The following is a 23,060-nucleotide window of genomic DNA, read 5'->3' as shown; positions in this document are numbered from 1 at the left end:
GGCGACGACATGCACAGGAGCGCGAGATGGTCGACCAGGACACCTCCGGCCAGGGGCCTGCCCCCGCAGGTGAGTGGAAGCAGCGCGACTACCACCATCCGGCGGCCGGCTGGGGCGCGGCGACCTCGGTCATGAAGGTGCTCTCCCGCGAGCACGCCATCGCCTCCGGAACCAGGGCGATGTTCAAGATGAACCACGAGAACGACGGGTTCGACTGCCCCGGCTGCGCCTGGCCCGACGACATGAAGGGGCTCAAGCTCGACCTGTGCGAGAACGGGATGAAGCACGTCGTCTGGGAGATGACGAGCAAGCGTGTCGACCGTGACTTCTTCGCCGCCCATACCGTCACCGAGCTGGAGGGCTGGTCCGACTTCGAGCTCGAGGACCAGGGCCGGCTGACCGAGCCGATGGTCTACGACGAGACGACCGACCGCTACGTGCCGATCTCCTGGGCCGACGCGTTCGCGCTGGTCGGCTCGTCGCTGCAGGCTCTTGACTCCCCTGACGAGGCGGCGTTCTACACCTCGGGCCGGCTCGGCAACGAGGCCACCTTCCTCTACCAGCTGTGGGCGCGTGAGTTCGGCACCAACAACCTGCCCGACTGCTCCAACATGTGCCACGAGGCCTCGGGGCGTGCGCTCAAGGCAGCGCTCGGCACCGGCAAGGGCACCGCGGACCTCAAGGACTGGGAGACCGCCGAGGCGCTCTTCGTCCTGGGCGTCAACGCCGCCTCGAACGCGCCCCGGATGCTCACCGCGCTGACCGAGGCGTACGACCGCGGCGCCCAGATCGTGCACATCAACCCGCTCGTGGAGGCGGCGGCCCGCAAGGCGATCATCCCGCACGAGTTCGTGGACATGGCGCTCTTCAAGGCCACCCGCACCAGCACCCTCAACCTGCAGGTCCGCCCGGGTGGTGACCTCGCGCTGCTGCGTGGGATGGCCAAGGCGCTGCTCGAGGAGCACCGCACCGACCCGAAGGCGCTCGACGTCGAGTTCATCGAGCGCTACACCTCGGGCTTCTCGGCTTACCGTGATCTGGTCGAGTCGACCTCCTGGGACGACCTCACCCGCCAGGCCGGGCTCAGCGAGGCCGACATCCGCAAGGCCGCGGCGGTCTACTCCGCCTCCGACCGTACGTTGATCAGCTGGTGCCTCGGCGTGACCCAGCACGAGCACGGCGTCGACACGGTACGCGAGATCGTCAACGTGCTGCTCCTGCGTGGCAACCTCGGCCGCGAGGGCGCCGGCCCCTCCCCCGTACGCGGCCACAGCAACGTGCAGGGCAACCGCACCTGCGGCATCGACCACAAGCCGACCGGCGAGTTCCTCGACCGGCTCGGCGAGGTCTGCGGCATCACCCCGCCGCGCGAGCACGGGCTGGACACGGTCGGCGTCATCAGGGCCATGAACGAGGGTCGGGTCAAGGTGTTCGTCGGTATGGGCGGCAACTTCGTGATGGCCGCCCCCGACACGCCCTACACCGCCAGCGGCCTGCGCAACTGCGATCTGACCGTCCAGGTGAGCACCAAGCTCAACCGCAGCCACCTGGTCCACGGCCGCACGGCCCTGATCCTGCCCTGCCTGGGCCGCACCGAGAAGGACCACCAGGCCGGCGGCCTGCAGGAGACGTCGGTCGAGGACTCGATGAGCATGGTCCACCTCTCCCGCGGGATGAAGCGGCCCGCCTCGCCCCACCTGCTCTCCGAGCCCGCGATCATCGGCGGGATGGCGCGGGCGACGCTGCCCGACAGCGCCACCCCGTGGGAGTCATGGGTCGAGGACTACGACCGGATCCGCGACGTGATGGCCAAGGCGCTGATCGGCTTCGAGGACTTCAACCGCCGGGTCCGACTCCCGCTGGGCTTCCGGCTCAAGCAGCCCGCTCGCGAGCTGGTCTTCCACACGCCGTCGGGCCTGGCGGAGTTCGCCGCGACACCGCTGCCCGACGTGATCCCGGCCGAGGACGACGTGCTGGTGCTCCAGACGATGCGCTCCCACGACCAGTGGAACACCACGATCTACTCCGACGACGACCGCTACCGCGGCATCAAGAACCTGCGTACGTTGATCCTGATGCACGAGGACGACATGCGCTCGCGCGGGATCGCCGAGGGCTCGCTCGTCGACATCGTCGCCACCTCCAAGGACGGCAGCGTCCGGGAGCTCCGCGGCTACCGTGCGCTCCGCTACGACCTGCCCCGCGGCAGCGCCGCGGGCTACATGCCGGAGATGAACGTGCTCATCGGTGCCGCCGACTACAGCGTCCAGAGCGACCAGCCGCTGATGAAGAACGTGAAGGTCCGGGTCGTCCCGAGCAGCTGACGCTCGGGCGTCAGCCGACGGGAACGGCCTCGATGCGGTCGGTGCCTGCGTAGATGTTCATCGAGGATCCGCGCAGGAAGCCGACCAGCGTGAGCCCGTTGTCGTCGGCCAGGTCGACGGCGAGCGACGACGGGGCCGAGACCGCCGCGAGCAGCGGGATGCCGGCCATCACGGCCTTCTGGACGAGCTCGAAGGAGGCCCGGCCGCTCACCATCAGCATGCTGTTGCGCAGCGGCACCAGGCCCTCGCGCAGCGCGTGACCGATCACCTTGTCGACGGCGTTGTGCCGGCCGACGTCCTCGCGTACGCAGAGCAGGTTGCCCTCGGCGTCGAAGAGTCCGGCCGCGTGCAGACCACCGGTGCTGTCGAAGACGCGCTGCGCCTCCCGCAGCCGCTCCGGCAGGACGGTCAGGAGCTCGGGCGTGACCCGCAGGGTGTCCTCGGCGACGGACCAGGCCGAGGACGTACGCACCGCCTCGAGCGACGCCTTGCCGCACAGGCCGCACGAGGAGGTCGTGTAGAAGCTGCGCTCCAGGGAGGCGTCGGGCGGCGGGACGTGCGCGGCCAGGCCGACGTCGACCACGTTGTAGGTGTTGCCGCCGTCGGCCGTCGCACCGGCGCAGTAGCGGACGCTGGCGACGTCGTCGGCGGAGTGCACGACGCCCTCGCTGACGAGGAACCCGACCGCCAGGTCGAAGTCACCGCCGGGGGTGCGCATCGTGACGGTCAGCGGCCGGCCGTTGACCCGGATCTCCATCGGCTCCTCGGCGGCCAGCTTGTCCGGCCGTCGCGAGACGACGCCGTCGCGTACCCGCAGCACGGGCCGTCCCACTGTCACTCGTCCCATGTCAGCTCCTGTCGTGCGAGGTCGGGTCGTGCGGGGTCCTGGTGGGGGTGCCTCGCCGCGTGTACGGCGGCACCGATGAGCAGTATGAAACCGATCAGGGCCAGGCCCCCGAGCAGTTCAGGATAGGACGCGGACCTGGCCATGACCGCCAGCAGCAGCGGGGCGAGGAAGCCGCTGTGGGCCACACCCTGGAACAGCGCCGAGACCGTCGGCAGGGCGCCCGCCGGGGCCAGCCGGCCGATCTCGGCGAGCCCCGACTCCAGGGTCAGGCCGTAGCCGGCACCGAGGAAGACGGCCGCGGCCAGGACCAGCAGCGGCGAGACCTCCTCGATCGCCAGGGCACCGAGCAGGAGCCCGACGACCACGGTGCCCATGGCAACGAGGGTCGCGCGGGCGCTTCCGGGTCGGTCGATCCGGGCTGCCAGCGGCTGCACCGCCAGCCCGACCAGCAGCGTGACCGCCGCGACCAGGCCGCTGAACAGCGGCGCCTGGTCGCGGACGCGGTCGAGGACGAACGGCGGGAGCACGACGTAGGAGACGGTGACGGCCGCGAAGATCGCCGGGCTGGCCGGCAGCACGATCCCCACGAACCGTGGGTGGGTGATGGCCGACCAGCGATCGCCGGCGGGCGCCGTGGGCGATGACCCGGGGATGGCGCACATCTCCGGGATGCGGGCGGTGAGCGCGAGCACCAGCAGCGCGAAGCCGCTGTGCACCAGGCACGCCATCACCGACGGCGCCGGGAGCCAGGCGGCGAGCGTGCCCGCGAGGAGCGGCCCGAGGGCGAAGCCGGCGCCGGTGGCGTACACCGCGAACCGGGCGCCGCGGTCGGTGCCGGGCGAGAGCGAGCGCAGCCACGCGGCTCCGGCCGAGACGATCAGGCCCGCCGCGACCCCGGTCACCAACCGGCTCGTGAAGACGGCCTCGGCCGAGACCTCCGCCAGTGCCAGGAGGAGGCTTCCGGCGGCGGTGAGGGCCAGGGCGATGCGTACGACCCGGCGGTGGCCGAACCGGTCGGCGGTCCGGCAGCCGAGGAGCAGGGCCGGGACCAGGCCGGCCAGGTAGGTGGTGAACACCAGGACGACCGACATCGTCGACCAGCCCGCCTCGAGCCGATAGACCACCGAGAGCGGCGTGAACTGGTTGGCGCCCCAGCCCGCCGCCACCAGGGCCGCGGCGACCAGGACGCGGTGCGACCCGGCCAGGTTCTGCGGCGTCATCCGGGTCTCCTGCCGTCCTGCGCCTCCTGTCGATACCAGTCCGGCAGCTCGTCGGGTCGCAGCTCGGTGGCGTCGCCCGGGCGGCTCAAGGTCAGCACCGCCCGCTGGATCTCGGGATGCTCCTCGAGCGCGTCGGAGATGGCGGAGAGCCGCGTCGCGACCTGTGACTCCGGTGCGTCGCCGACCAGATCGATGGCGGCGACGAGGTAGATCCGGTCGGCGCCGACCCATTCGGTACGCAGGTAGCTCACGCTCTGCACGTCCGGATGGTCTCGCAGCCCCCGCAGGACACGGTTGCGGGCCAGCGGGGTGATCTCCTCACCGGTCAGGAAGTCCATGTTGCGACTGATCAGGAAGAGCGCGACCACGCCGAGAAGGATCCCGACGAGGATCGAGCCGACCGCGTCCCAGACCGCGTCGCCGGTCAGCTGGTGCAGGCCGAGGCCGGCCGCGGCGATGAGGATGCCGACGATCGCGGCCAGATCCTCGGCGAAGACGGCCCGCAGCATCGGGTTGGAGGTCAGGCGTACGTAGCGCAGCGGGTGCACCCGCCGGGTCCGGGCGCCGGCCCGGGTCTCGCGCCAGGCCTGTAGGAACGACGTGCCCTCCAGGACGAGGGAGATCGCCAGCACGACGTAGGCCCAGCGGTAGTCGGTGGCCTCCTCCCCCGTCTCCCCGAGCGACTGGATGCCGTGCCAGACCGAGACCGCGGCGCCGACGGTGAAGAGCCCGAACGCGGCGAACATCGACCAGACGTACGCCACCCGCCCGTAGCCCAGCGGATGCCGCTCGTCCGGCGCGACCCCGGCACGGCGCGCCCCGACGAGGAGGAAGACCTCGTTGCCGGTGTCGGCCCAGGAGTGCGCCGCCTCGGCGGCCATGGAGGCCGAGCCGGTCAGCGCGGCGGCCACCGTCTTCGCGACGGCGATGAGCAGGTTCGCGCTGAACGCGATGATCAGCGTCAGCGCGCTCTCGTTGCGGCTCGCGGCAGGCTCCGTCACGACCGGGGGACGCAACCTCTGCCGGCCGGCTCCTGGGACCGTGCCCGGACACCGGCGTCGCAGCAGAAGCCCCGGCCGCTGCGCTTCAGGCACAGCAGGCCGACGCACCGACCGTCCGCGACCACCGCGAGCCGCCGGACGCCGACACCGGTCATCCAGGTCCACGTCGACCACAGGTCCGCACCGGGTTCGACGGTCCGGCCCGACAGCGTCCCGAGGGCGCTCGCCGGTTCGTCCTCACGCGCCCCGACGAGATCGGCGCGCTCGACGACGGCGAGCAACCGGTCGCCGTCGCAGAGCAGCGCGGCGTGGACGTGGTCGTCGAGGAAGAGCTCGCGTACGTCGCGACCGGTCGCGGTTGCCGGGAGCAGCTTCGGCAGCCGGACCATGGCCTCGGCCACGGTCACCTCGCCCGGCGCGTACGCCAGCCGACCGCCGCCGAACTCGACCACGTCCGCGTCGCGGGAGGTCGACTCCTCGATCTGGGTGAAGGTCACCTGTCCTCGTCTCGTGCTCGCCGGGGAACCTGACGTGCACCACGGTACGCTGCGCGGGCCGCTTCGGCCGCTGCTGACCAGAGTCGGTGTCCGGTCCCACATCGACCGCTGTGGCGGGGGACGACGACAGGTAGCCTGCAGGCGTGAGTCGGACGAGTTCACACACGCCCCTCCCGTCGACCGCCGGCGTCCGGCTGGCCGGCTCGCTGCTGACCGGAGCCCTGGCAACAGCGGCCGGCGTACTCCTCGTCGACGCCCAGATCGGCACGCTTGTCGGGGTCGCTGCCGTCCACGCGGTGTTCGTCGCGTCCGGGTGGTTCGCGCTGTGGCCCCTGGACGCCGTCACGACCCGGGCCAACACCCGCCGCGAGGACTTCCGGCCGGCGGCCGAGGAGCTCGTCGTGGTCGCGATCTCGCTGTACGGGCTGCTCGGGATCGTGATGCTGCTGGTCGTCGGCGACTCGGCCCAGGGTCGCCTCGCCGCGGCGATCGCGCTCGTCGGCGTCTTCCTGGCCTGGGCCAGCCTGCACCTGATGTACGCCGCGCGCTATGCGCACCTCTACTACGCGGCCAGCGACGGCGGCATCGACTTCAACTCCGACGAGGCGCCGGCCTACCGCGACTTCTTCTACTTCAGCTACAACCTCGGGATGACCTACCAGGTCTCCGACACCTCGGTGACCAGCTCCGGGATCCGCGCGGTCGTGCTGAGGCACACCCTGCTCTCCTACATCTTCGGTGCGGTGGTGCTGGCGAGCACGATCAACCTGGTGGCCGGGATCGCAGCGGGCTGACGCCCGGCGGCTTCCGGGCGTGGGTCGCCCACAGCTCGGTCGCCGAGGCCACCCGCAGCGCGTAGGCGGCGGCCGCCAGCTCGGCGACGTCCATCGGCTCGGTCAGGGACCGACCGGTCAGCTCCTGGATCCGGCGCAGCCGGTTGCGCACCGTGTTGGGGTGGCAGTAGAGCAGCGTGGCGGCACGCTCGGCGGAGCCGGACTGCTCCAGATACATGTCGAGGGTCTCGAGCAGCAGCTCCCGGTCCTCGGCGGGCTGGCGCAGCACCTCCCCCAGCACGGTCTCCGCGAGCCGGCGGCCCTCGGCCGGCTCGTAGACGACCAGCGCGGCGAGCGGGCTGTGGTCGAAGGACCGCAGCCCGGCCTGCCCGGGCTCGAGGCCGGCCAGCGCCGCCCGCGCCAGCCGCAGGGCTCGAGGAGTCTCCGGCAGCGAGGCGTAGGGTGGGCTCACCCCGGTGCGGGCACCGGCGAAGCCGCGCAGCGTCTCCAGGACCTCCTCCTGGCGCTCCTGGGGGAAGGAGACGATGCCGAGCTGCTGCGCCGGGGTCAGCCGCCAGCCGGAGACGAAGCCTTTCTCGGCGAGGCGCTGCTCGACGTTGACCAGGCTCTCCTTGGCGAGCCCGTGGGTCTCGGCGGCGACCACGATCAGCAGCGCGTCGGCCGGGAAGCCCAGCAGTGCCGCGGCCTCCCAGGGACCCGACTCGGGGCCGGGGCGCCCGGTGAGGACCGCCTCGACGACCGCCGAGCGGCGCCGCTGCTCGGCGAGCATGAGCTCCGCCGTGGCCGCCCGGTAGGCCTCGGTCAGGACGACGGCGTGCTCGTCGGTGAAGCGCCAGATGACGCCGGCAGTGGCGATCAGCGCGTCGGTCAGCGCCGGCTGTCGGGTCTGCTGCACGTGCTCGACCAGCGCGTCCCAGAGCGCGGCGAAGCAGATCCGGTAGGCGCGCAGCACCTCCGGGAGGGGCACCCCCTGCTGCGCCCGGCGCCGGCCGGTGCGCTCGGAGGCCTCCAGGTCGAGCTGGGCGTGCGGGTCGCCGATCGCGGCGACCACCGACCGGAGGTTGTGGGCGAAGGACTGTCGCAGCTCGTCGAGGGAGACCAGCCCGTTGCCCTGGTCGCGGTAGTAGGTCGCGATCCGCTCGGCGACCTGGGCGCACGCCTCGTCGGCGAGCCGGGCGAGGTTCTTCTCCGCCCAAGCCGCGAGCCGGAGCCGTCCGTCCTGTCGTGTCACACGCCCTCCTTCGTCGATCCGGTGACCATCCTGTCATCAGCGGGTGCCATCAGTTGGGCCGTCGACTCGGCACGGCATCGCCGAGCCACGTACGATCTGCCTACCTACGACTGGTGCCGGAGGTTCCGTGAACGAAATCCAGCTCAGCGACCTGAGTCTGGGACGCCATATCGCCCAGGGCTCACAAGGCCGCATCATCGAGCTGGCCGACCACCCCGGGACGGTCGCGAAGCTCTACCGCACGCGGGAGCTGGGTCTCGTGGACGGCCGGGCCCTGGCGGAGCTGGTGCGCATTCGCGGGTTCGTCGTGAGCGAGGGTCTGCAGGTGGACCACTTCGCCGCCTGGCCGCACACGGTCGTGCTCGACGGACTGCGTACGGCGGGCTTCCTGATGCAGCGGGTCCACGAGCCGTTCCTGGCCGGGTTCGGGCCGACCACGGCGCTGGCCGAGCTGGGTCTGCTCGTGAACACGGGCGACGTACCGAGTCCCGGGGTCTATGAGCGGGTGCTGCTGATGCGCGCCCTGGCCGCGGTGATGGACGCCCTGCACCGGCAGGGGCTCGTGCTCGGCGACCTCTCGCCACGCAACATCGCCTGGTCGGTCTCGCCGGTCCCGCGGGTGATGCTGCTCGACTGCGACGGGATCCGTCCGGCGGGCGAGGACGGCGTGCTTCCGCCCGCCGACACCCGTGGCTGGGAGGACCCGAGCAACATCGGCCGGCCGCCGACCGCCGACAGCGACCGGTTCAAGCTGGCCCTGACGATCGCCCGGGTGCTCACCGGCGACCGCAACGCCGCCCCCGGCCACAGGCCCGACCTGACCTTCGCCGGCGAGGCCGGCATCCTGGTCGGCCCGCTGACCCGGCTGATGGACCAGGCCGCCGGTCCGCCCGGGCTCCGCCCGACCGCGTCGCAGTGGGCCACCGTCCTGGACGTACGCACCCCCTGGGCCGGGGCTGCTCCGCCGATGCCGCCGCAGATGCCTGCGCAGATGCCGCCACCGGTGCCCCCGGCGATGCGCTCGCGCGGGCCGTCGCCCAGCGGGGAGATCCTGCGGCCCTTCCGCCGTCAGTCGCGCTGAGCACTCGGGCTCAGGTCGCCGACCAGCCGGACCACCGCTTCACCTCGATGACGATGACCGGCCCGGCCGGCGGCCGCTCGCGATAGTCGGCGTACTTGGCGACCAGCGGAGCGAGGTCGTGGGTCGCGTGCACCCGCGCGACGCCGTCCGCTCGGGCCCACCACAGCTGCGACCAGTCGTCGTCGTAGGCGTCGACCAGCAGCGACACCGCCGGGTTGGCCGCGATGTCGTCGAGCCGGCGCAGCCGGGTGGTCGACTTGGGCTTGTGGTCGACCGCGGTGAGGATCTCCTCCCCTGCCAGGGCGAACACGATCGGTACGATCCTCGGCGCACCGTCGGCCGAGACCGTCGCCAGCCGCGCTACGCGGGTCTCCGCGAACCGTTCCCTGGCCCACTGCTCGTCGTGTCGCACCGGTCGAGCCTATCCACGCCGAGGCGGACGAGCCGGAGCCCGGCGGCTACCGTGTCCGCATGCGCTCCGACCTCCTCCCCCGTGCTGCCCGCTGAGGCCGAGCGGCTGCTCACTGTCGACCTGGTCGAGTGGCTGGCCGACCTGGTCGATCCGTCGCTGCTCCGCCGGGAGTCGCCGAAGGCGCAGCTGCAGGGGCTGCGCAGCGCGGTCGTCCACCGGGTCGGGGTCGACGAGGCCTCCGCGCTGCTGCACTTCCGCGACGGGCTCGAGCACAACCCGCTGCCCCTGCGCGACCAGGACGGGCTGCGGCTGGTCCTCGTCACCAGCCGCGGCGAGGATCTGGCCGTCGACGACGTCGAGTTCGCCGACTGGAGCCGCGACGACGACTGTCAACGGTGCCGCACCGCGCTGGAGAGCTGGGTGCCGCCGGCCTTCGACCGGGCCGCACGGATCACCTCCGTCGGCGGTCTCCACATCGCCTACGACCATGCTGATCGCGCCGGCATGGAGCCTCAGCAGCTGCTGGCGCGGCTCCGGCCGGCCGTCGCAGAGGCGAATGCGTCGCTCGGCTCCTGGGACGCCTCCACCGTCGGCGTCTACTGGTATCCCGCCACCGAGACCTGGGCGTACGTCATCCCGCTCGCGCTGGATCCCGACCGCGAGCCTGTGGCGGGCGTGCTCACCCGCCACCCGGACGGCTACCACCTCGTCACGATCCTGACGCGGCGTACGGCCTTCTGGAACGTCGCCAGTGTCGGCCGCGTTCCCCCGTCCTGGCTCGACGGCTCCCCTATCGACGGCTCCCCTATCGACAGCTCCCCCGCCGACAGCTCCCCGATCGCCGGCCCGCCGACCGCGCTGTGAGGCGGACCGACCGAAGGGTGCGCTCCACCGGCGCGAACGAATTTTCATTCGCCCCATCGGAGTGAATGAAAATTCATTCGCGCATCGAGGCCGGATGAAAATTCGTTCACCCGCAGGACTCGAACGAAAATTCATTCGACCCGTGGAGCCGAACGAATTTTCGTTCGCCGCGGAGGATCAGTCCTCCGGGTCGTAGCCCAGGTTCGGCGAGAGCCAGCGCTCGGCCTCGGCCATCGTCCAGCCCTTGCGCCGGGCGTAGTCGGCGACCTGGTCCTGACCGAGGCGGCCCACGACGAAGTACTGCGAGTCAGGGTGCCCGTAGTAGATCCCGGAGACCGACGCCCCCGGCCACATCGCCATCGACTCGGTGAGCTCGATGCCGGTGTTCTTCTCGACGTCGAGCAGCGACCAGATGGTCTGCTTCTCGGTGTGGTCGGGACAGGCCGGGTAGCCCGGAGCGGGGCGGATGCCGGCGTACTTCTCCGCGATCAGGTCCTCGTTGGGCAGCTTGCCGTCGCCGCCCTCGTCGGCGGCGTAGCCCCAGAACTCGGTGCGGACGCGCTGGTGGAGCCGCTCCGCGAACGCCTCGGCAAGCCGGTCGGCAAGCGCCTCCAGCATGATCGCCGAGTAGTCGTCGAGGTCGTCCTTGAACGCCTTGACCCGCTCGGGCAGACCGATGCCGGCGGTCACCGCGAAGGCGCCGACGTGGTCGCTGCCCTCGCCGACGGGCGCGACGTAGTCGGCCAGCGACTTGTTGGCGACGCCCTCCCGGTGCTGGCCCTGCTGCCGCAGCTGGAACAGCGTGGCTCGCTCCTCGGTGCGGGAGTCGTCGGTGTAGACGACCACGTCCTCACCGGTCGAGTTGGCCGGGAAGAGGCCGTAGACGCCGCGCGCCTCGAGCCAGTTCTCCTCGATGATCTTGTCGAGCATCTCCTGCGCGTCGTCGAAGAGCTTGCGCGCGGCCTCGCCGGTGGCGGGGTTGTTGAGGATGTCGGGGAAGCGTCCCTTCATCTCCCAGGCGTTGAAGAACGGCTGCCAGTCGATGTAGTCGCGCAGCTCGGCGATCGGGTATTCCAGAAGCGTGTGCACACCCGGCTGCGACGGCGCCACCGGCAGCGTCGAGAAGTCGACCTCCGGCTTGTTGGCCTTCGCCTGGACGTACGTCAGGGAGGCCCGCTCGCTCCGCTCGGCATGCCGCGCGCGCAGCGAGTCGTAGTCGACCTTGACCTCGGCCATCAGCTTCTCGCGCCGGCCGGCGTCGAGGAGGGCGGCCGCGGTGGGCACCGAGCGCGAGGCGTCCTTGACCCAGACGACCGGCCCGTCGTAGGCCTTGTCGATCTTGACCGCGGTGTGGGCACGCGAGGTGGTCGCGCCGCCGATGAGGAGCGGCAGGTCGAGCCCGACGCGCTGCATCTCGGTGGCGAAGCCGACCATCTCGTCCAGCGACGGGGTGATCAGGCCGGAGAGGCCGATGATGTCGGCGTCGTGCTCCTTGGCGGCGTCGAGGATCTTCTGCGCCGGCACCATCACGCCGAGGTCGATCACCTCGTAGTTGTTGCACTGCAGCACCACGCCGACGATGTTCTTGCCGATGTCGTGGACGTCGCCCTTGACCGTGGCCATCACGATCGTGCCGTTCTTGGTCTCGGCGTCACCGGGTCGCTTCTCGGCCTCGATGAACGGGATCAGGTAGGCGACCGCCTTCTTCATCACCCGGGCGCTCTTGACCACCTGCGGCAGGAACATCTTGCCGGCGCCGAACAGGTCGCCGACGACGTTCATGCCGTCCATCAGCGGGCCCTCGATGACCTCGATCGGACGGCCGCCGCGCGCCGAGATCTCGGCGCGGAGCTCCTCGGTGTCGGCCTCGACGTAGGCGTCCAGGCCCTTCACCAGGGCGTGGGTGATCCGCTCGCCGACCGGCATCTCGCGCCAGGCCTCGGCCTTGGCCTCCGCCTCGGGTGAGTCCTTGTTGTACTTCGAGGCGATCTCCAGCAGCCGCTCGGCGGCGTCGGCACGCCGGTTGAGCACGACGTCCTCGATCCGGTCCCGCAGCTCGGGGTCGACCTCGGAGTAGGGCACCAGCGCACCCGCGTTGACGATGCCCATGTCCAGGCCCGCCTCGATCGCGTGGTAGAGGAAGACCGCGTGGATCGCCTCGCGCACGGGGTTGTTGCCGCGGAAGGAGAAGCTCACGTTCGAGATGCCGCCGGAGACCTTCGCGCCCGGGAGGTTCTGCTTGATCCAGCGGACCGCCTCGATGAAGTCGACACCGTAGGTCGCGTGCTCCTCGATCCCGGTCGCGACCGCGAACACGTTGGGGTCGAAGATGATGTCCTCGGGGTCGAAACCGACCTCGTCGACGAGGATCCGGTAGGCCCGCTCGCAGACCGCGATCCGGCGCTCGTAGGAGTCGGCCTGGCCGTCCTCGTCGAAGGCCATCACGACGGCGGCCGCGCCGTAGCGCTTGCACAGCTCGGCGTGCTCGACGAAGGACTCGACGCCCTCCTTGAGCGAGATCGAGTTGACGATCGGCTTGCCCTGGACGAGCTTCAGACCGGCCTCGATGACCTCCCACTTGGAGGAGTCGATCATGATCGGCACCCTGGAGATGTCGGGCTCGGAGGCGATCAGCGTCAGGAACCGCGTCATCGCCGCGACCCCGTCGATCATGCCCTCGTCCATGTTGACGTCGATGACCTGGGCGCCGTTCTCGACCTGCTGGGCGGCCACCGAGAGAGCGGTGTCGTAGTCGCCGGCCTTGATCAGGTTGCGGAACTTGGCCGACCCGGTGATGTTGGTCCGCTCACCCACGTTGACGAAGAGGCTCTCCTCCGTCACGGAGAACGGCTCCAGACCGGAGAGCCGCAGCGCGGGCTCGACCTCGGGAACATCGCGGGGGGCGACCGCTTCGACCTGCTTGGCGATCTCGGCGATGTGGGCCGGGGTGGTGCCGCAGCAGCCGCCGACCAGGTTCACGAACCCGGCGGTGGCGAACTCGTGGATGTGGCCGGCCGTGTCGGAGGGACCCTCGTCGTACTCACCGAAGGCGTTCGGCAGCCCGGCGTTCGGGTAGCAGGAGACGAACGCGTCCGCCACCCGGGCGAGCTCGGCGATGTAGGGGCGCATCTCCTGGGCGCCGAGCGCGCAGTTGAGGCCGACGAGGAGCGGCTCGGCGTGGCGTACGGAATCCCAGAACGCCTCGGTGACCTGCCCGGACAGTGTGCGGCCGCTGGCGTCGGTGATCGTCCCGGAGATGACGACCGGCCAGCGGCGTCCGTACTCCTCGAAGACCTGCTGCACGCCGAAGATCGCGGCCTTGGCGTTGAGGGTGTCGAAGATGGTCTCGATGAAGATCAGGTCCGAGCCGCCCTCGAGGAGCGCGCGGGTCGCCTCGGCGTAGGCGTCGCGGAGCTGCTCGTAGGTGACGTTACGGGCGCCGGGGTCGTTCACGTCCGGGCTGATCGAGGCCGTACGCGACGTGGGGCCGAGCGCGCCGGCGACGTAGCGCGGCTTGTCGGAGGTGGAGTAGGCGTCCGCGGCGGCGCGGGCCAGGCGGGTGGCCTCGTAGTTGATCTCGTAGGCGAGGTCGACCATGTCGTAGTCGATCAGCGAGACCGCGTTGGCGTTGAACGTGTTGGTCTCGATGATGTCGGCGCCGGCCTCGAGGTATTCGCGGTGGATCCCCTCGATGATCTGCGGCTGGGTCAGGTTGAGCAGGTCGTTGTTGCCGATCAGGTCGACGTGCCAGTCCTTGAACCGCTCGCCCCGGTAGCCGGCCTCGTCGGGGCGGTCACGTTGGATCGCAGTGCCCATCGCACCGTCGAGCACCATGATCCGCTCCTTCAGGGTGGCGGTCAGGGTCTCGGTGACATCAGGGCGCAGACTCACTCTTGTTTCCTCTCCCGGGCGGGCACGGTGGTGTGCACGGCTTTGCCTGAAACACGCTACGGCGTAGGTGTGCGGGCCATGCCATTTCATTCCGAATCCTGACACTGGCAGTCCACCAGGTGGGAATTCATAAGGTGTACGCAGGATGAACGACACCGTCTCTCTGGTCCCGGTGACTAGGGTGGAGGTGTGATCGAGATCGAAGAGACCCGCGACCTGGTCGATCCTGTGGTGATCGCCGCGTTCGAGGGATGGAACGACGCGGCCGATGCCGCCTCCGGCACGGTTGACCATCTGATGGACGTCTGGCACGCGCGCGTCGTGGCCGAGATCGATCCCGAGGACTTCTACGACTACCAGGTGAACCGGCCGGTGACCGGCACCGACGAGAACGGCTTCCGCACGATCACCTGGCCCACCACCCAGGTCGCCGTCTGCTCCCCGCCCGACCTGGACCGCGACATCATCCTGGTGCGCGGCATCGAGCCCAACATGCGCTGGAAGCAGTTCGTGAGCGAGATCCTGGAGTGCGTCGACGACCTCGGCGGCCAGCTCGTGGTGACCCTGGGCGCGCTGCTCGCCGACGCGCCGCACACCCGTCCCATCCCGGTCTCCGGCACCGCCACCGAGCCCGACCTGGTCGACCGGCTCAAGCTCGACTCGCCGTCCTACGAGGGACCGACCGGCATCGTCGGCGTGATCCAGGAGGCCTGCGTCCAGAGCGACATCCCCGCGGTCTCCTACTGGGCCGCGGTCCCCCACTACGTCGCCGCCCCGCCCTGCCCCAAGGCCACCCTCGCGATCATCAACAAGCTCGAGGACCTGCTGCAGTGCTCGATCCCCCTCGGCGACCTCCCCGAGGACTCCCGAGCCTGGGAGCGCGGCGTCAACGACCTCGCCGAGGAGGACGAGGACGTCTCCGACTACGTACGCTCCCTGGAGGAGGCCCGCGACACCGCCGACCTCCCCGAGGCCTCCGGCGACGCGATCGCCCGGGAGTTCGAGCGCTACCTCAAGCGGCGCTCCGACGACTCCTGACCGCCGAAGCGTCGCCTACGTCGGCCGAGACGTCACGACCGTGACGTCTCGGCCGACGTATCTGACGTCTCGGCTCAGAGCTTGATGCCCAGCGCCGCGTCGACGAGCTTGGCGATGGTCTCGCCGGCGAGCGCGTCGGAGGTCTCCGCGAGACCACCCTCGCCGAGGGTCGCGGCGACCCAGGCGTCGACGGCCTGGACGGCACGCGGGGCGTCGAGGTCGTCGGCGAGGGCGCCCAGGACGGTCTCGACGACCGGCGCCGCGGGGGCGCCGCGGCCGAGGGCGACGGCCTTGCGCCACTCGGCGATCTGATCGACGGCGTCGAAGAGCTTGGCGTCGGTCCACTCCCAGTCGTCGCGGTAGTGGTGGCCCAGGAGCACCAGCCGGATCGCCATCGGGTCGATCTCGGAGTTGCGCAGGGCGGAGACGAAGACGAGGTTGCCGCGCGACTTGGACATCTTGTGGCCGTCGTAGGCCACCATCCCGCCGTGGGTGTAGATCTCGGCGAACTCCTTGCCCGCGGAGCGGGCGTGGGAGCCGGACATCTCGTGGTGCGGGAAGACCAGGTCGGAGCCGCCGGCCTGGACGGTGAACCCGGAGCCGAGGTGCTCGAGCGCGATCGCGGTGCACTCGATGTGCCAGCCGGGGCGGCCCGGGCCGTAGGGCGAGGGCCAGGCCGGCTCGCCGGGGCGCTCGGCGCGCCACAGCAGCGGGTCGAGGGGGTCCTTCTTGCCGGGCCGCTCGGGGTCACCGCCGCGCTCGCCGAAGAGCTCGAGCATCTCCTCACGAGACATCCGCGACTCCTCACCGAAGGCGTCGTCGACGGCGACCGAGGCGTAGACGTCCTCGTCGACCTTGTAGATTGCGCCGGCCTCCTCGAGCTCGGCGATCAGCGAGAGCACCAGCGGGATCGACTCGACGGCGCCGACGTAGTGCTGCGGCGGGACGACCCGCAGCGCCTCCATGTCCTGCCGGAAGAGCTCGGTCTCCCGCTCGGCGAGCGCCTCCCACTCGATCCCGACCTTGTCGGCACGCTCGAGCAGCGGGTCGTCGACGTCGGTGACGTTCTGGGTGTAGCCGACCTCGTAGCCGGCGTTGAGCCACGCCCGGTGGAGCAGGTCGAAGGCGACGTAGGTGTTGGCGTGACCCATGTGGGTCGCGTCGTAGGGCGTGATGCCACAGACGTACAGCGAACGGCGGCCCTGACCCTCGGTCGGGACGACGGCGTCCCGCTGATGGTCATAGACCTGCACCTCGGGCCCTTTGACGGACAGTTCTGGGACTTCGGGTGCAGACCATGCGCGCATGGGTGCAGCCTACTTGGCGAGGCCCACGTGTCTCAGAAAGGCGGCCACGGGATGACATGTCGGTCGTATCCCGGCCGCGGGAAGGACCCTTCGGCGAGCAGTACCTCGCACCGGTGACCGAGCGCGTCGACCTCCCGCCCCGTCAGGTACGCAGCCAGCCCCCGCCCCAGCGCACCGGAGAGCCCCGCACGGATCGTCCGGATACCGGCGAGCTCCTCGTCGGAGAAGCCCAGCCCGTGCCATCCCCACAGGATGGTGCGCAGCTTCGGCTCCTCGTGGAAGGTCAGCCCGTGGTCGCAGCCGTAGCGGTGCCCACCGGGGAGCGGCAGGACGTGACCGCCCTTGCGGTCGGCGTTGTTGGTGATCGCGTCGAAAACGGCCATCCGCCGCAGCTCGGGCGTGTCCTCGTGGACGAGGGTCACCACCCGGTCGCGCTCGTCGTAGCCGTCGAAGACCTTCAGGTAGCCGGGCGGCACCTCGCCCTCGGGCACGATCGTGACCGGCTCGACGCTCTCGTCGGCGTCGACCCAGCGCTGGATCATCCCGGGGCCGTGCGGCCCGTCGCCGAGCCAGGTCTCGGGGACCACCGACCAGCCCAGCGCCTCGGAGACCAGGTAGGAGGCGACCTCGCGATGCGCGAGGTTGCCGTCGGGGAAGTCCCACAGCGGCCGCTCCCCCGCGATCGGCTTGTAGACCACCTCGGACTCGCCGAGCGTGGCCAGGAAGGTCGCGTTGGAGGCTGTCGTCAGCCGTCCGACGAGCTCCAGAGCCCCGTCGCTCTCGGGGGCGCTGTGCTCCATCTCCGGGGCAGGCTCCACCGGATCAGACCGGGTCGCGCCGCTTGAACCCGTTCGCCCGGACGCACAGGTGCCCCTCGGGGTCGATCGGGTTGCCGCAGAACGGGCAGTTCGGACGTCCGGCGCCCAGCACCGCCTCGGCCCGCTTGACGAAGGCGCGGGCGTTGCGCGGGGCGATCCGGACCAGGAGCACCTCGTCGGGCTCCGGGTCGTCCAGCTCGATGGCCGCCACGGCGTCCTCGTCGACCAGCTGGCCGGTCTCGTCGACCTCGGCGATGATCTCGGTCTCGCTGATCGGGAAGACCTCGAGGACGACCTTGTCCTCGTCGGGATCCCAGGCCAGCGTCATCGTGCCCGCGCGGAACTCCTCCTCGATCGGCTGCTCCAGCGGGCCGTTGTCGTCGAGGTCGTAGGGAGCGATCGCAGGCACCACGGCGGGCGCCGACTTCATCACCTCGTCGAGGAGCTCGTCGAGCCGCTCGGCGAGCACGGTGACCTGCTGCTTCTCCAGGGCGACCGAGACGACCCGGGCTCCCTCACGCGCCTGGAGGAAGAACGTACGCGCCCCGGGCTCGCCGACGGTGCCGACGACGAATCGTTCGGGCGGGTCGAAGGCGTGCATCACAGGCATGCACAAACCTTATCCAGCAGAGTCCAAACCGTCGCCGGGACCCGCGCCACCGCCCACCACCGCGTCGTCGTTGCGGCGGCGCGACGGCTTGCGTCCCTTCTTGGCCGCCGGCTTCGGGGCCAGCCACGACAGGTCGCCGGCGTGGGTGTTGGTGGCCAGGACGGAGGGCCGGCCCTCGCCGTAGCGCACCACGGAGATCGAGGCCGGGTCGACGTGCAGCCGCTGGAAGAGGTCCAGGTGCATGCCGAGCGCGTCGGCCAGGATCGACTTGATCAGGTCTCCGTGGCTCACGCACAGCCAGACCGCCGAGTCCCCGTGGGCCGCGGTGACGGCGGCGTCGTGGCGGCGTACGGCCTCCACTGCCCGGGCCTGCATCGCGGGCATCGACTCCCCGCCGGGGAAGGTGACCGCCGAGGGCTGGGTCTGCACCGTCTTCCACAGCTTGCGGCGCGCCAGCGTGGTGATCTTCTCCCCCTGCCACTCGCCGTAGTCGCACTCGGAGACGCCGTCCTCCACGACGACGGCGGGCTGCTCGGCGCGCCCCTCCAGGATCACCGACAGCGTCTGCTGGCAGCGCTCCATCGGGCTGGTGACCGCCAGCGCGAGCGGAACGGGCGCGATCCGCTCGGCCGCCTTGGCGGCTTGCTCCAGGCCGCGCTCGTCCAGCCTCACGCCGGGAAGCCGTCCGGCCAGGGTGCCGGATGCGTTCGCCGTCGTACGGCCGTGTCTCACCAGGATCATCGTCGCCACGGTTGGCGACCCTATCCATCCCGCCGAAGCATGCCCACAGTGCCGGGCCCCATGCCTTAACCTGACAGCGTGATCGTCGACAGCGCTCTCTACCGCGCCGGTGAGCGTGACAAGACCGACTGCGCGCCCCACGACTACGCCACGCTGCGCAGCGGCGTGAAGGACGCGGGCGACTTCGTCTGGCTCGGGCTCTACCAGCCCAGCCAGTACGAGCTCGACGAGGTCGCCCAGGCCTTCGGCCTGCACCCGCTCGCCGTCGAGGACGCGCTCACCGCCCACCAGCGACCCAAGCTGGAGCGCTACGAGGGCGGGATGTTCCTGGTCGTCAAGACGCTCTGGTACGTCGATGCCGAGGACGCCGTCGAGACCGGTGAGGTCGCCTTCTTCATCGGCACCGACTACGTGATCACGGTCCGCCACGGTCGCGGCTCCCGGCTCGCGCCGGCGCGTGAGCTGCTGGAGACCAGCGACGAGCAGCTCCTCACCGAGGGCTCCTACTCCGCCGTCTACGCCGTGGTCGACTACATCGTCGACGGCTACGTCGACGTCGCCACCGAGCTCACCAAGGACGTCGACGAGGTCGAGACCTCCGTCTTCTCCGACGAGCGCACCCACGACTCCGCGCGGATCTACCGCCTGCGTCGCGAGCTCGCCGAGGTACGCCGCGCGGTGATGCCGCTGCGGGAGCCGGTGCGCCGCTTCGCCAACGGCGAGGGTGACATCGACCCCGACCTGCGCCCCTACTTCCGCGACGTCCTCGACCACCTCTCCTCCATCGTGGAGTCGATCGAGAACCTCGAGACGCTGCTCTCCTCCGCCTTCGAGGCCCACCTCGCCCAGCTCTCGCTGCAGCAGAACGACGACATGCGCAAGATCTCCGCGGGCGCGGCGATGATCGTCGTACCGACCCTCATCGCCGGGATCTACGGGATGAACTTCACCCACATGCCCGAGCTGTCCTGGACCTTCGGCTATCCGTTCGCGCTGCTGCTCATGGTCGCCGTCATGGCCGGGCTGTGGGTCTTCTTCCGGAAGTCGGGCTGGTTCTAGTCGAGCTGCTCGACCGGGCGGGCGTCGAGGTGCTCCTTGTCGCACCACAGCGACAGGTCGTCGGCGAACTCCGAATCGGCCTCGCCACCTTGTGCATCGAGCTGCTCGCCCTGGTACCACTCGGTGAGCTCCGCGGCGTCCTCGAACCCGGCCGGCATCCGCGGACCCCGGTAGCGGACCGCCACGACCTCGTCCTCGCGCAGCGAGATCATCCAGGCCCAGCCCACGTCGTCAGCCGTGGCGGGCTGCCAGGCGAAGACCAGCGGACCCCGCTGTCCCTTCGTGGTCACGCAGTGCGCGCGCAGCGCGGGCGCCGCGCAGGGTTCCCTGGTCATCCAGTCGGGCGTAGCCGGCGCGGCGAGGACGTCGATGTCGGCATCCGGCACGCCCGTGAACCCGGGTGAGGAACGCTGCAGCAGCCGCCCGCCGATGGCGTCGGGACCGAACTTCTCGCGCAGCGGCGAGCGGATGACGCCCTGGTAGTAGCCGTAGCCGCCCCGGCCGCCGACGTAGGCCTGGGCGATGCCGTGGTCGGTGTTGCGGACCAGCTCGTACGCGTCGGGGTCGGGCTCGCCGCCCTTCCAGTCGTCGAGCTCCTCACCGAGCGCGAGGGTCGAGGCGCTCGCCTGGTAGCGCAGGCGCGGGTCCTCGACGACGCCGACCAGCGTCTCGACACCGATCGGCATGTCGAGCCTGCGGGGGTCGCCGGTGATCGTGGGCCCGGAGTAGCCGATCGAGGCGGTCTCGCCGCCCTCGCGCAGCAGCACGATGTCGACGACTCCGGGGTCCTCCTCGGGCTCCTCCTCGGTCCAGCGCAGCTGCATCTCGGCGTTCTTCACCTCGGTCGGCAGGTCGACGCAGTGCTGTCCGAGGTCGCTCCGGCACCCCGCACTGCCCTCGGGCGGCTGGGCCGAGACGGCGACGCTGACCAGGTCGCCGTCGTACTCGCCGTCGGTGCCGTAGCGGAGGTCGACCGAGACCTGCTCGGGCGGCGTGGACTCATCGGTGTAGGAGGCAGCCCGGGTCGAGGTGTCAGTGGGCAGATGCTCGAGCGCTACCGCCGCGACGGCACGGTGGGTGATCCGGCCGGGGTCGCCGCCGGCGTCGACGGCCTGGCTGGAGCAGCCCGAGATGAGCCCGATGCCGACGGCGACCCCGACCGCGGCGACCTTGGCGGAGGCGATCATCAGTGCAGGAAGGTGAACAGCGGCGAGTCGGGCTCGATGCGCTCGATGAGCAGGTCGCTGGCACCCATCCGCTCCAGCAGCCCCTCGAGCCCGTCGGCGGAGTCGAGGTCGATGCCGATCAGCGCGGGGCCGTGCTCGCGGTTGGACTTCTTGACGTACTCGAAGACCACGATGTCCTCCCCGTCGGCGAGCACGTCGTCGAGGAAGCCGCGCAGCGCACCGGGCGCCTGCGGGAAGGAGACCAGGAAGTAGTGGCGCAGCCCCTGGTGGATCAGCGCCCGCTCGAGCACGTCGGCGTAGCGGGAGACGTCGTTGTTGCCACCGGAGAGGACGGCTCCGATCCGGGTGGCGCCACGCAGGTCGATCTGCCCCAGGGCGGCCACCGCGAGCGCGCCGGCGGGCTCGGCGATGATCCCCTCGGTCTGGTAGAGCTCGAGCATCTCCACGCAGATCGCGCCGACCGGCACGGAGACGAGATCGTCGACGTATTCCTTGACGATCGGGTACGTCACCGTCCCCGCGGTCGCGACCGCGGCCCCGTCGACGAAGGTGTCGAGCGTGTCCAGCCGCACCGGCCCACCGGCCTCGATCGCGGCGGCCATCGAGGCGGCACCCGCGGGCTCGACGCCGATGATCCGGGTCTGCGGCCAGACCTCGCGCACCCAGGTCGCGACGCCGGAGGCCAGCCCGCCGCCACCGACCGGCAGCAGCAGGACATCCAGGGGCGAGGTGATCTGCGAGGTCAGCTCGTAGCCGACCGTGCCCTGCCCGGCGATCGTGCGGGGGTCGTCGAAGGCGGAGACATAGGTGGCGCCGAGCCCGCGCCCGAGCTCGTAGGCATAGGCCGAGGCCTCGTCGTAGGTCGACCCGTGCAGCGTGAGCGTCACCTGCGAGCCGCCCAGAGCGGTGATGCGGTCGCGCTTCTGCTTGGGCGTGTTGGTCGGCACCACGATGTGGCCGGGCACGCCGAGGCGGGCGCACGAGATCGCCACGCCCTGGGCGTGGTTCCCGGCGGAGGCGCACACGACGCCGCGCTCGAGCTCCTCGGGCGTCAGCGAGCTCATCAGGTTGTAGGCGCCCCGGACCTTGTAGGAGCGCCCGAGCTGCAGGTCCTCGCGCTTGAGCAGGACCTCGGCGGCGTACCTCTCCGAGAGTCTGACAGACCGCTCGACCGCCGTGCGCGTGGCGATCGTGCGCGCGGCGGCTTCCTCGATCGCTGCGGGTGTTACGGCAGGCTTCTTGCCAGACTCAGACACATGCCTGAGTTTGTCACGATCACCACTCGGTGAGCACACCCACGCCGACGAGGACCAGAACCGCGACGCCGAGGACGACCCGGTAGATCACGAACGGCGTGTAGGTGTTGCGCGAGAGGTACTTCAGCAGCCACGCGATCACCGCGTAGCCGAGGACGAACGAGACGATCGTGGCCACGATCGTGGGGCCCCAGCCGTAGAGGTTGTCCTCGTGGGCGATGTCCTTCATCTCGAACAGGCCGGCCCCGAAGACCGCCGGGAGCGCCAGCAGGAAGGCGTACTCGGTCGCCGTGGCACGCTCGTAGCCGAGCGCCCGGCCCATCGAGATCGTCGCGCCCGAGCGGGAGACGCCCGGGATCAGCGCACAGGCCTGCGCGCAGCCCATCAGGATGGCGTCGCGCCAGGACAGGTCGTCGAAGCGCTTGCGGTTCTCGCCGATCCGGTCGGCGATACCGAGCACGATGCCCATCACGACGAGCATGGTGCCGACGACGTAGAGGCTGCGCAGGTCCTTCTCGATGATGTCCTGCAGCAGCAGCCCCATCACCACGATCGGGATCGAGCCGACGATGATGAACCAGCCCATCCGGGCGTCGGTGTGGCTGCGGAGCTCGGCGTTGAACAGGCTGCGGAACCAGGTGGAGATGATGCTCCAGATGTGCTTGCCCATGTAGGCGAGCACCGCCAGCTCGGTGCCGATCTGGATCACGGCCGTGAACGCCGCGCCGGGATCACCCCAGCCGAGCAGCTCGGGGAAGATGCGCAGGTGTGCGCTGGATGAGATGGGCAGGAACTCGGTGAGTGCCTGAAGGATGCCCAGTGCGATCGCCTGCAGATAATCCACGGGCGCAAACTCTAAAGGGCACGTACGCAGCGCCCGAC

At 70.6% G+C, this 23,060-nt stretch carries 20 protein-coding genes; 6 read left to right on the top strand and 14 right to left on the bottom strand.

Annotated features, from left to right (window positions below; genetic code table 11):
• Positions 1 to 26 precede the first annotated feature (26 nt).
• The gene (locus tag ACWZJV_RS27470) at positions 27 to 2,324 is read left to right on the top strand and encodes an FdhF/YdeP family oxidoreductase (RefSeq protein ID WP_457179639.1); all 2,298 of its coding nucleotides are present in this window, start codon (positions 27 to 29) and stop codon (positions 2,322 to 2,324) included.
• Between the two features lie 10 nt (positions 2,325 to 2,334).
• On the opposite strand, the gene fdhD is transcribed toward ACWZJV_RS27470, so the two are convergent.
• From fdhD to ACWZJV_RS27450, 4 genes are read right to left on the bottom strand one after another with little or no spacing between them, the layout of a single operon-like run.
• Positions 2,335 to 3,171: a formate dehydrogenase accessory sulfurtransferase FdhD gene (gene fdhD / locus ACWZJV_RS27465; protein WP_457179638.1), complete on the bottom strand. Its 837-nt coding sequence runs from the start codon at positions 3,169 to 3,171 to the stop codon at positions 2,335 to 2,337.
• Positions 3,159 to 4,391: an MFS transporter gene (locus ACWZJV_RS27460; RefSeq protein ID WP_457179637.1), complete on the bottom strand. Its 1,233-nt coding sequence runs from the start codon at positions 4,389 to 4,391 to the stop codon at positions 3,159 to 3,161. The genes fdhD and ACWZJV_RS27460 overlap by 13 nt, the downstream gene beginning before the upstream one ends.
• Positions 4,388 to 5,392 carry a cation diffusion facilitator family transporter gene (locus ACWZJV_RS27455; RefSeq protein ID WP_457179636.1) on the bottom strand — a complete coding sequence of 335 codons (1,005 nt, stop codon included), beginning with the start codon at positions 5,390 to 5,392 and terminating at the stop codon, positions 4,388 to 4,390. The genes ACWZJV_RS27460 and ACWZJV_RS27455 overlap by 4 nt, the downstream gene beginning before the upstream one ends.
• On the bottom strand, positions 5,389 to 5,889 hold the full coding sequence (locus tag ACWZJV_RS27450; RefSeq protein WP_457179635.1) for a hypothetical protein: 501 nt from the start codon (positions 5,887 to 5,889) through the stop codon (positions 5,389 to 5,391). The genes ACWZJV_RS27455 and ACWZJV_RS27450 overlap by 4 nt, the downstream gene beginning before the upstream one ends.
• Positions 5,890 to 6,032: 143 nt before the next feature.
• On the opposite strand from ACWZJV_RS27450, the gene ACWZJV_RS27445 reads away from it, so the two are divergent.
• Positions 6,033 to 6,683, top strand: coding sequence for a DUF1345 domain-containing protein (locus ACWZJV_RS27445; RefSeq protein ID WP_457179634.1), 651 nt, complete (start codon positions 6,033 to 6,035; stop codon positions 6,681 to 6,683).
• On the opposite strand, the gene ACWZJV_RS27440 is transcribed toward ACWZJV_RS27445, so the two are convergent.
• Positions 6,652 to 7,914 (bottom strand): PucR family transcriptional regulator, encoded by a 1,263-nt coding sequence (locus tag ACWZJV_RS27440; RefSeq protein ID WP_457179633.1) that lies wholly within the window; start codon positions 7,912 to 7,914, stop codon positions 6,652 to 6,654. The two genes, ACWZJV_RS27445 and ACWZJV_RS27440, sit on opposite strands and share 32 nt — an antisense overlap.
• Positions 7,915 to 8,041: 127 nt before the next feature.
• Here ACWZJV_RS27440 and ACWZJV_RS27435 point away from each other — a divergent pair, with 127 nt between their 5' ends.
• Positions 8,042 to 8,995: a protein kinase family protein gene (locus ACWZJV_RS27435; protein ID WP_050800921.1), complete on the top strand. Its 954-nt coding sequence runs from the start codon at positions 8,042 to 8,044 to the stop codon at positions 8,993 to 8,995.
• A 10-nt stretch (positions 8,996 to 9,005) separates the two neighbouring features.
• Here ACWZJV_RS27435 and ACWZJV_RS27430 read toward each other — a convergent pair whose 3' ends face one another.
• Complete coding sequence (locus ACWZJV_RS27430; RefSeq protein WP_196874287.1) at positions 9,006 to 9,407, bottom strand: TIGR03668 family PPOX class F420-dependent oxidoreductase; 402 nt, start codon at positions 9,405 to 9,407, stop codon at positions 9,006 to 9,008.
• Positions 9,408 to 9,458: 51 nt separating this feature from the next.
• On the opposite strand from ACWZJV_RS27430, the gene ACWZJV_RS27425 reads away from it, so the two are divergent.
• Positions 9,459 to 10,271 carry a hypothetical protein gene (locus ACWZJV_RS27425; RefSeq protein ID WP_457179632.1) on the top strand — a complete coding sequence of 271 codons (813 nt, stop codon included), beginning with the start codon at positions 9,459 to 9,461 and terminating at the stop codon, positions 10,269 to 10,271.
• 177 nt (positions 10,272 to 10,448) lie between these two features.
• Here ACWZJV_RS27425 and metH read toward each other — a convergent pair whose 3' ends face one another.
• Positions 10,449 to 14,162 (bottom strand): methionine synthase, encoded by a 3,714-nt coding sequence (gene metH / locus ACWZJV_RS27420; protein WP_457179631.1) that lies wholly within the window; start codon positions 14,160 to 14,162, stop codon positions 10,449 to 10,451.
• Positions 14,163 to 14,351: 189 nt separating this feature from the next.
• Here metH and ACWZJV_RS27415 point away from each other — a divergent pair, with 189 nt between their 5' ends.
• Entirely contained in the window at positions 14,352 to 15,200 is an 849-nt protein-coding gene (locus ACWZJV_RS27415) for a PAC2 family protein (RefSeq protein WP_008361272.1), read from the top strand.
• A gap of 74 nt (positions 15,201 to 15,274) precedes the next feature.
• On the opposite strand, the gene mshC is transcribed toward ACWZJV_RS27415, so the two are convergent.
• Genes mshC through ACWZJV_RS27395 form a run of 4 tightly spaced genes read right to left on the bottom strand, consistent with a single transcriptional unit; the run spans position 15,275 to position 18,685 of the window.
• A complete protein-coding gene (mshC, locus tag ACWZJV_RS27410; protein ID WP_457179630.1) occupies positions 15,275 to 16,507 on the bottom strand; it encodes a cysteine--1-D-myo-inosityl 2-amino-2-deoxy-alpha-D-glucopyranoside ligase in 1,233 nt (410 codons plus the stop codon).
• A gap of 32 nt (positions 16,508 to 16,539) precedes the next feature.
• Positions 16,540 to 17,307 carry an SCO1664 family protein gene (locus tag ACWZJV_RS27405; RefSeq protein ID WP_457179629.1) on the bottom strand — a complete coding sequence of 256 codons (768 nt, stop codon included), beginning with the start codon at positions 17,305 to 17,307 and terminating at the stop codon, positions 16,540 to 16,542.
• A 22-nt stretch (positions 17,308 to 17,329) separates the two neighbouring features.
• Entirely contained in the window at positions 17,330 to 17,935 is a 606-nt protein-coding gene (locus ACWZJV_RS27400; RefSeq protein WP_196874292.1) for a DUF3090 domain-containing protein, read from the bottom strand.
• Between the two features lie 9 nt (positions 17,936 to 17,944).
• The gene (locus ACWZJV_RS27395; protein ID WP_008361280.1) at positions 17,945 to 18,685 is read right to left on the bottom strand and encodes a histidine phosphatase family protein; all 741 of its coding nucleotides are present in this window, start codon (positions 18,683 to 18,685) and stop codon (positions 17,945 to 17,947) included.
• Positions 18,686 to 18,754: 69 nt separating this feature from the next.
• Here ACWZJV_RS27395 and corA point away from each other — a divergent pair, with 69 nt between their 5' ends.
• A complete protein-coding gene (gene corA, locus ACWZJV_RS27390; protein WP_196874294.1) occupies positions 18,755 to 19,735 on the top strand; it encodes a magnesium/cobalt transporter CorA in 981 nt (326 codons plus the stop codon).
• On the opposite strand, the gene ACWZJV_RS27385 is transcribed toward corA, so the two are convergent.
• The 3 genes from ACWZJV_RS27385 to ACWZJV_RS27375 are packed head-to-tail and all read right to left on the bottom strand — an operon-like array spanning position 19,732 to position 23,022.
• Positions 19,732 to 20,922, bottom strand: a complete 1,191-nt coding sequence (locus ACWZJV_RS27385; RefSeq protein WP_457179628.1) for a hypothetical protein — start codon at positions 20,920 to 20,922, stop codon at positions 19,732 to 19,734. The genes corA and ACWZJV_RS27385 overlap by 4 nt on opposite strands.
• Positions 20,922 to 22,178 carry a threonine ammonia-lyase IlvA gene (ilvA, locus tag ACWZJV_RS27380; protein ID WP_457179627.1) on the bottom strand — a complete coding sequence of 419 codons (1,257 nt, stop codon included), beginning with the start codon at positions 22,176 to 22,178 and terminating at the stop codon, positions 20,922 to 20,924. The genes ACWZJV_RS27385 and ilvA overlap by 1 nt, the downstream gene beginning before the upstream one ends.
• Before the next feature lie 19 nt (positions 22,179 to 22,197).
• Positions 22,198 to 23,022 carry an undecaprenyl-diphosphate phosphatase gene (locus ACWZJV_RS27375; protein WP_008361287.1) on the bottom strand — a complete coding sequence of 275 codons (825 nt, stop codon included), beginning with the start codon at positions 23,020 to 23,022 and terminating at the stop codon, positions 22,198 to 22,200.
• Positions 23,023 to 23,060: the final 38 nt, after the last annotated feature.

The sequence above is a fragment of the Nocardioides sp. WG-D5 genome (assembly GCF_054031175.1).
The sequence above is the reverse complement of the archived record's forward strand: the minus strand, read 5'-3'. Positions and strand labels throughout refer to the sequence as shown.

Excerpts from the sequence above, each read along its gene's own strand:
- ACWZJV_RS27470 (WP_457179639.1), top strand. The coding sequence starts at position 27 with ATGGTCGACCAGGACACCTCCGGCCAGGGGCCTGCCCCCGCAGGTGAG.
- fdhD (WP_457179638.1), bottom strand. The coding sequence starts at position 3,171 with ATGGGACGAGTGACAGTGGGACGGCCCGTGCTGCGGGTACGCGACGGC.
- ACWZJV_RS27460 (WP_457179637.1), bottom strand. The coding sequence starts at position 4,391 with ATGACGCCGCAGAACCTGGCCGGGTCGCACCGCGTCCTGGTCGCCGCG.
- mshC (WP_457179630.1), bottom strand. The coding sequence starts at position 16,507 with ATGCGCGCATGGTCTGCACCCGAAGTCCCAGAACTGTCCGTCAAAGGG.
- ACWZJV_RS27405 (WP_457179629.1), bottom strand. The coding sequence starts at position 17,307 with ATGGAGCACAGCGCCCCCGAGAGCGACGGGGCTCTGGAGCTCGTCGGA.
- ACWZJV_RS27400 (WP_196874292.1), bottom strand. The coding sequence starts at position 17,935 with ATGCCTGTGATGCACGCCTTCGACCCGCCCGAACGATTCGTCGTCGGC.
- ACWZJV_RS27385 (WP_457179628.1), bottom strand. The coding sequence starts at position 20,922 with ATGATCGCCTCCGCCAAGGTCGCCGCGGTCGGGGTCGCCGTCGGCATC.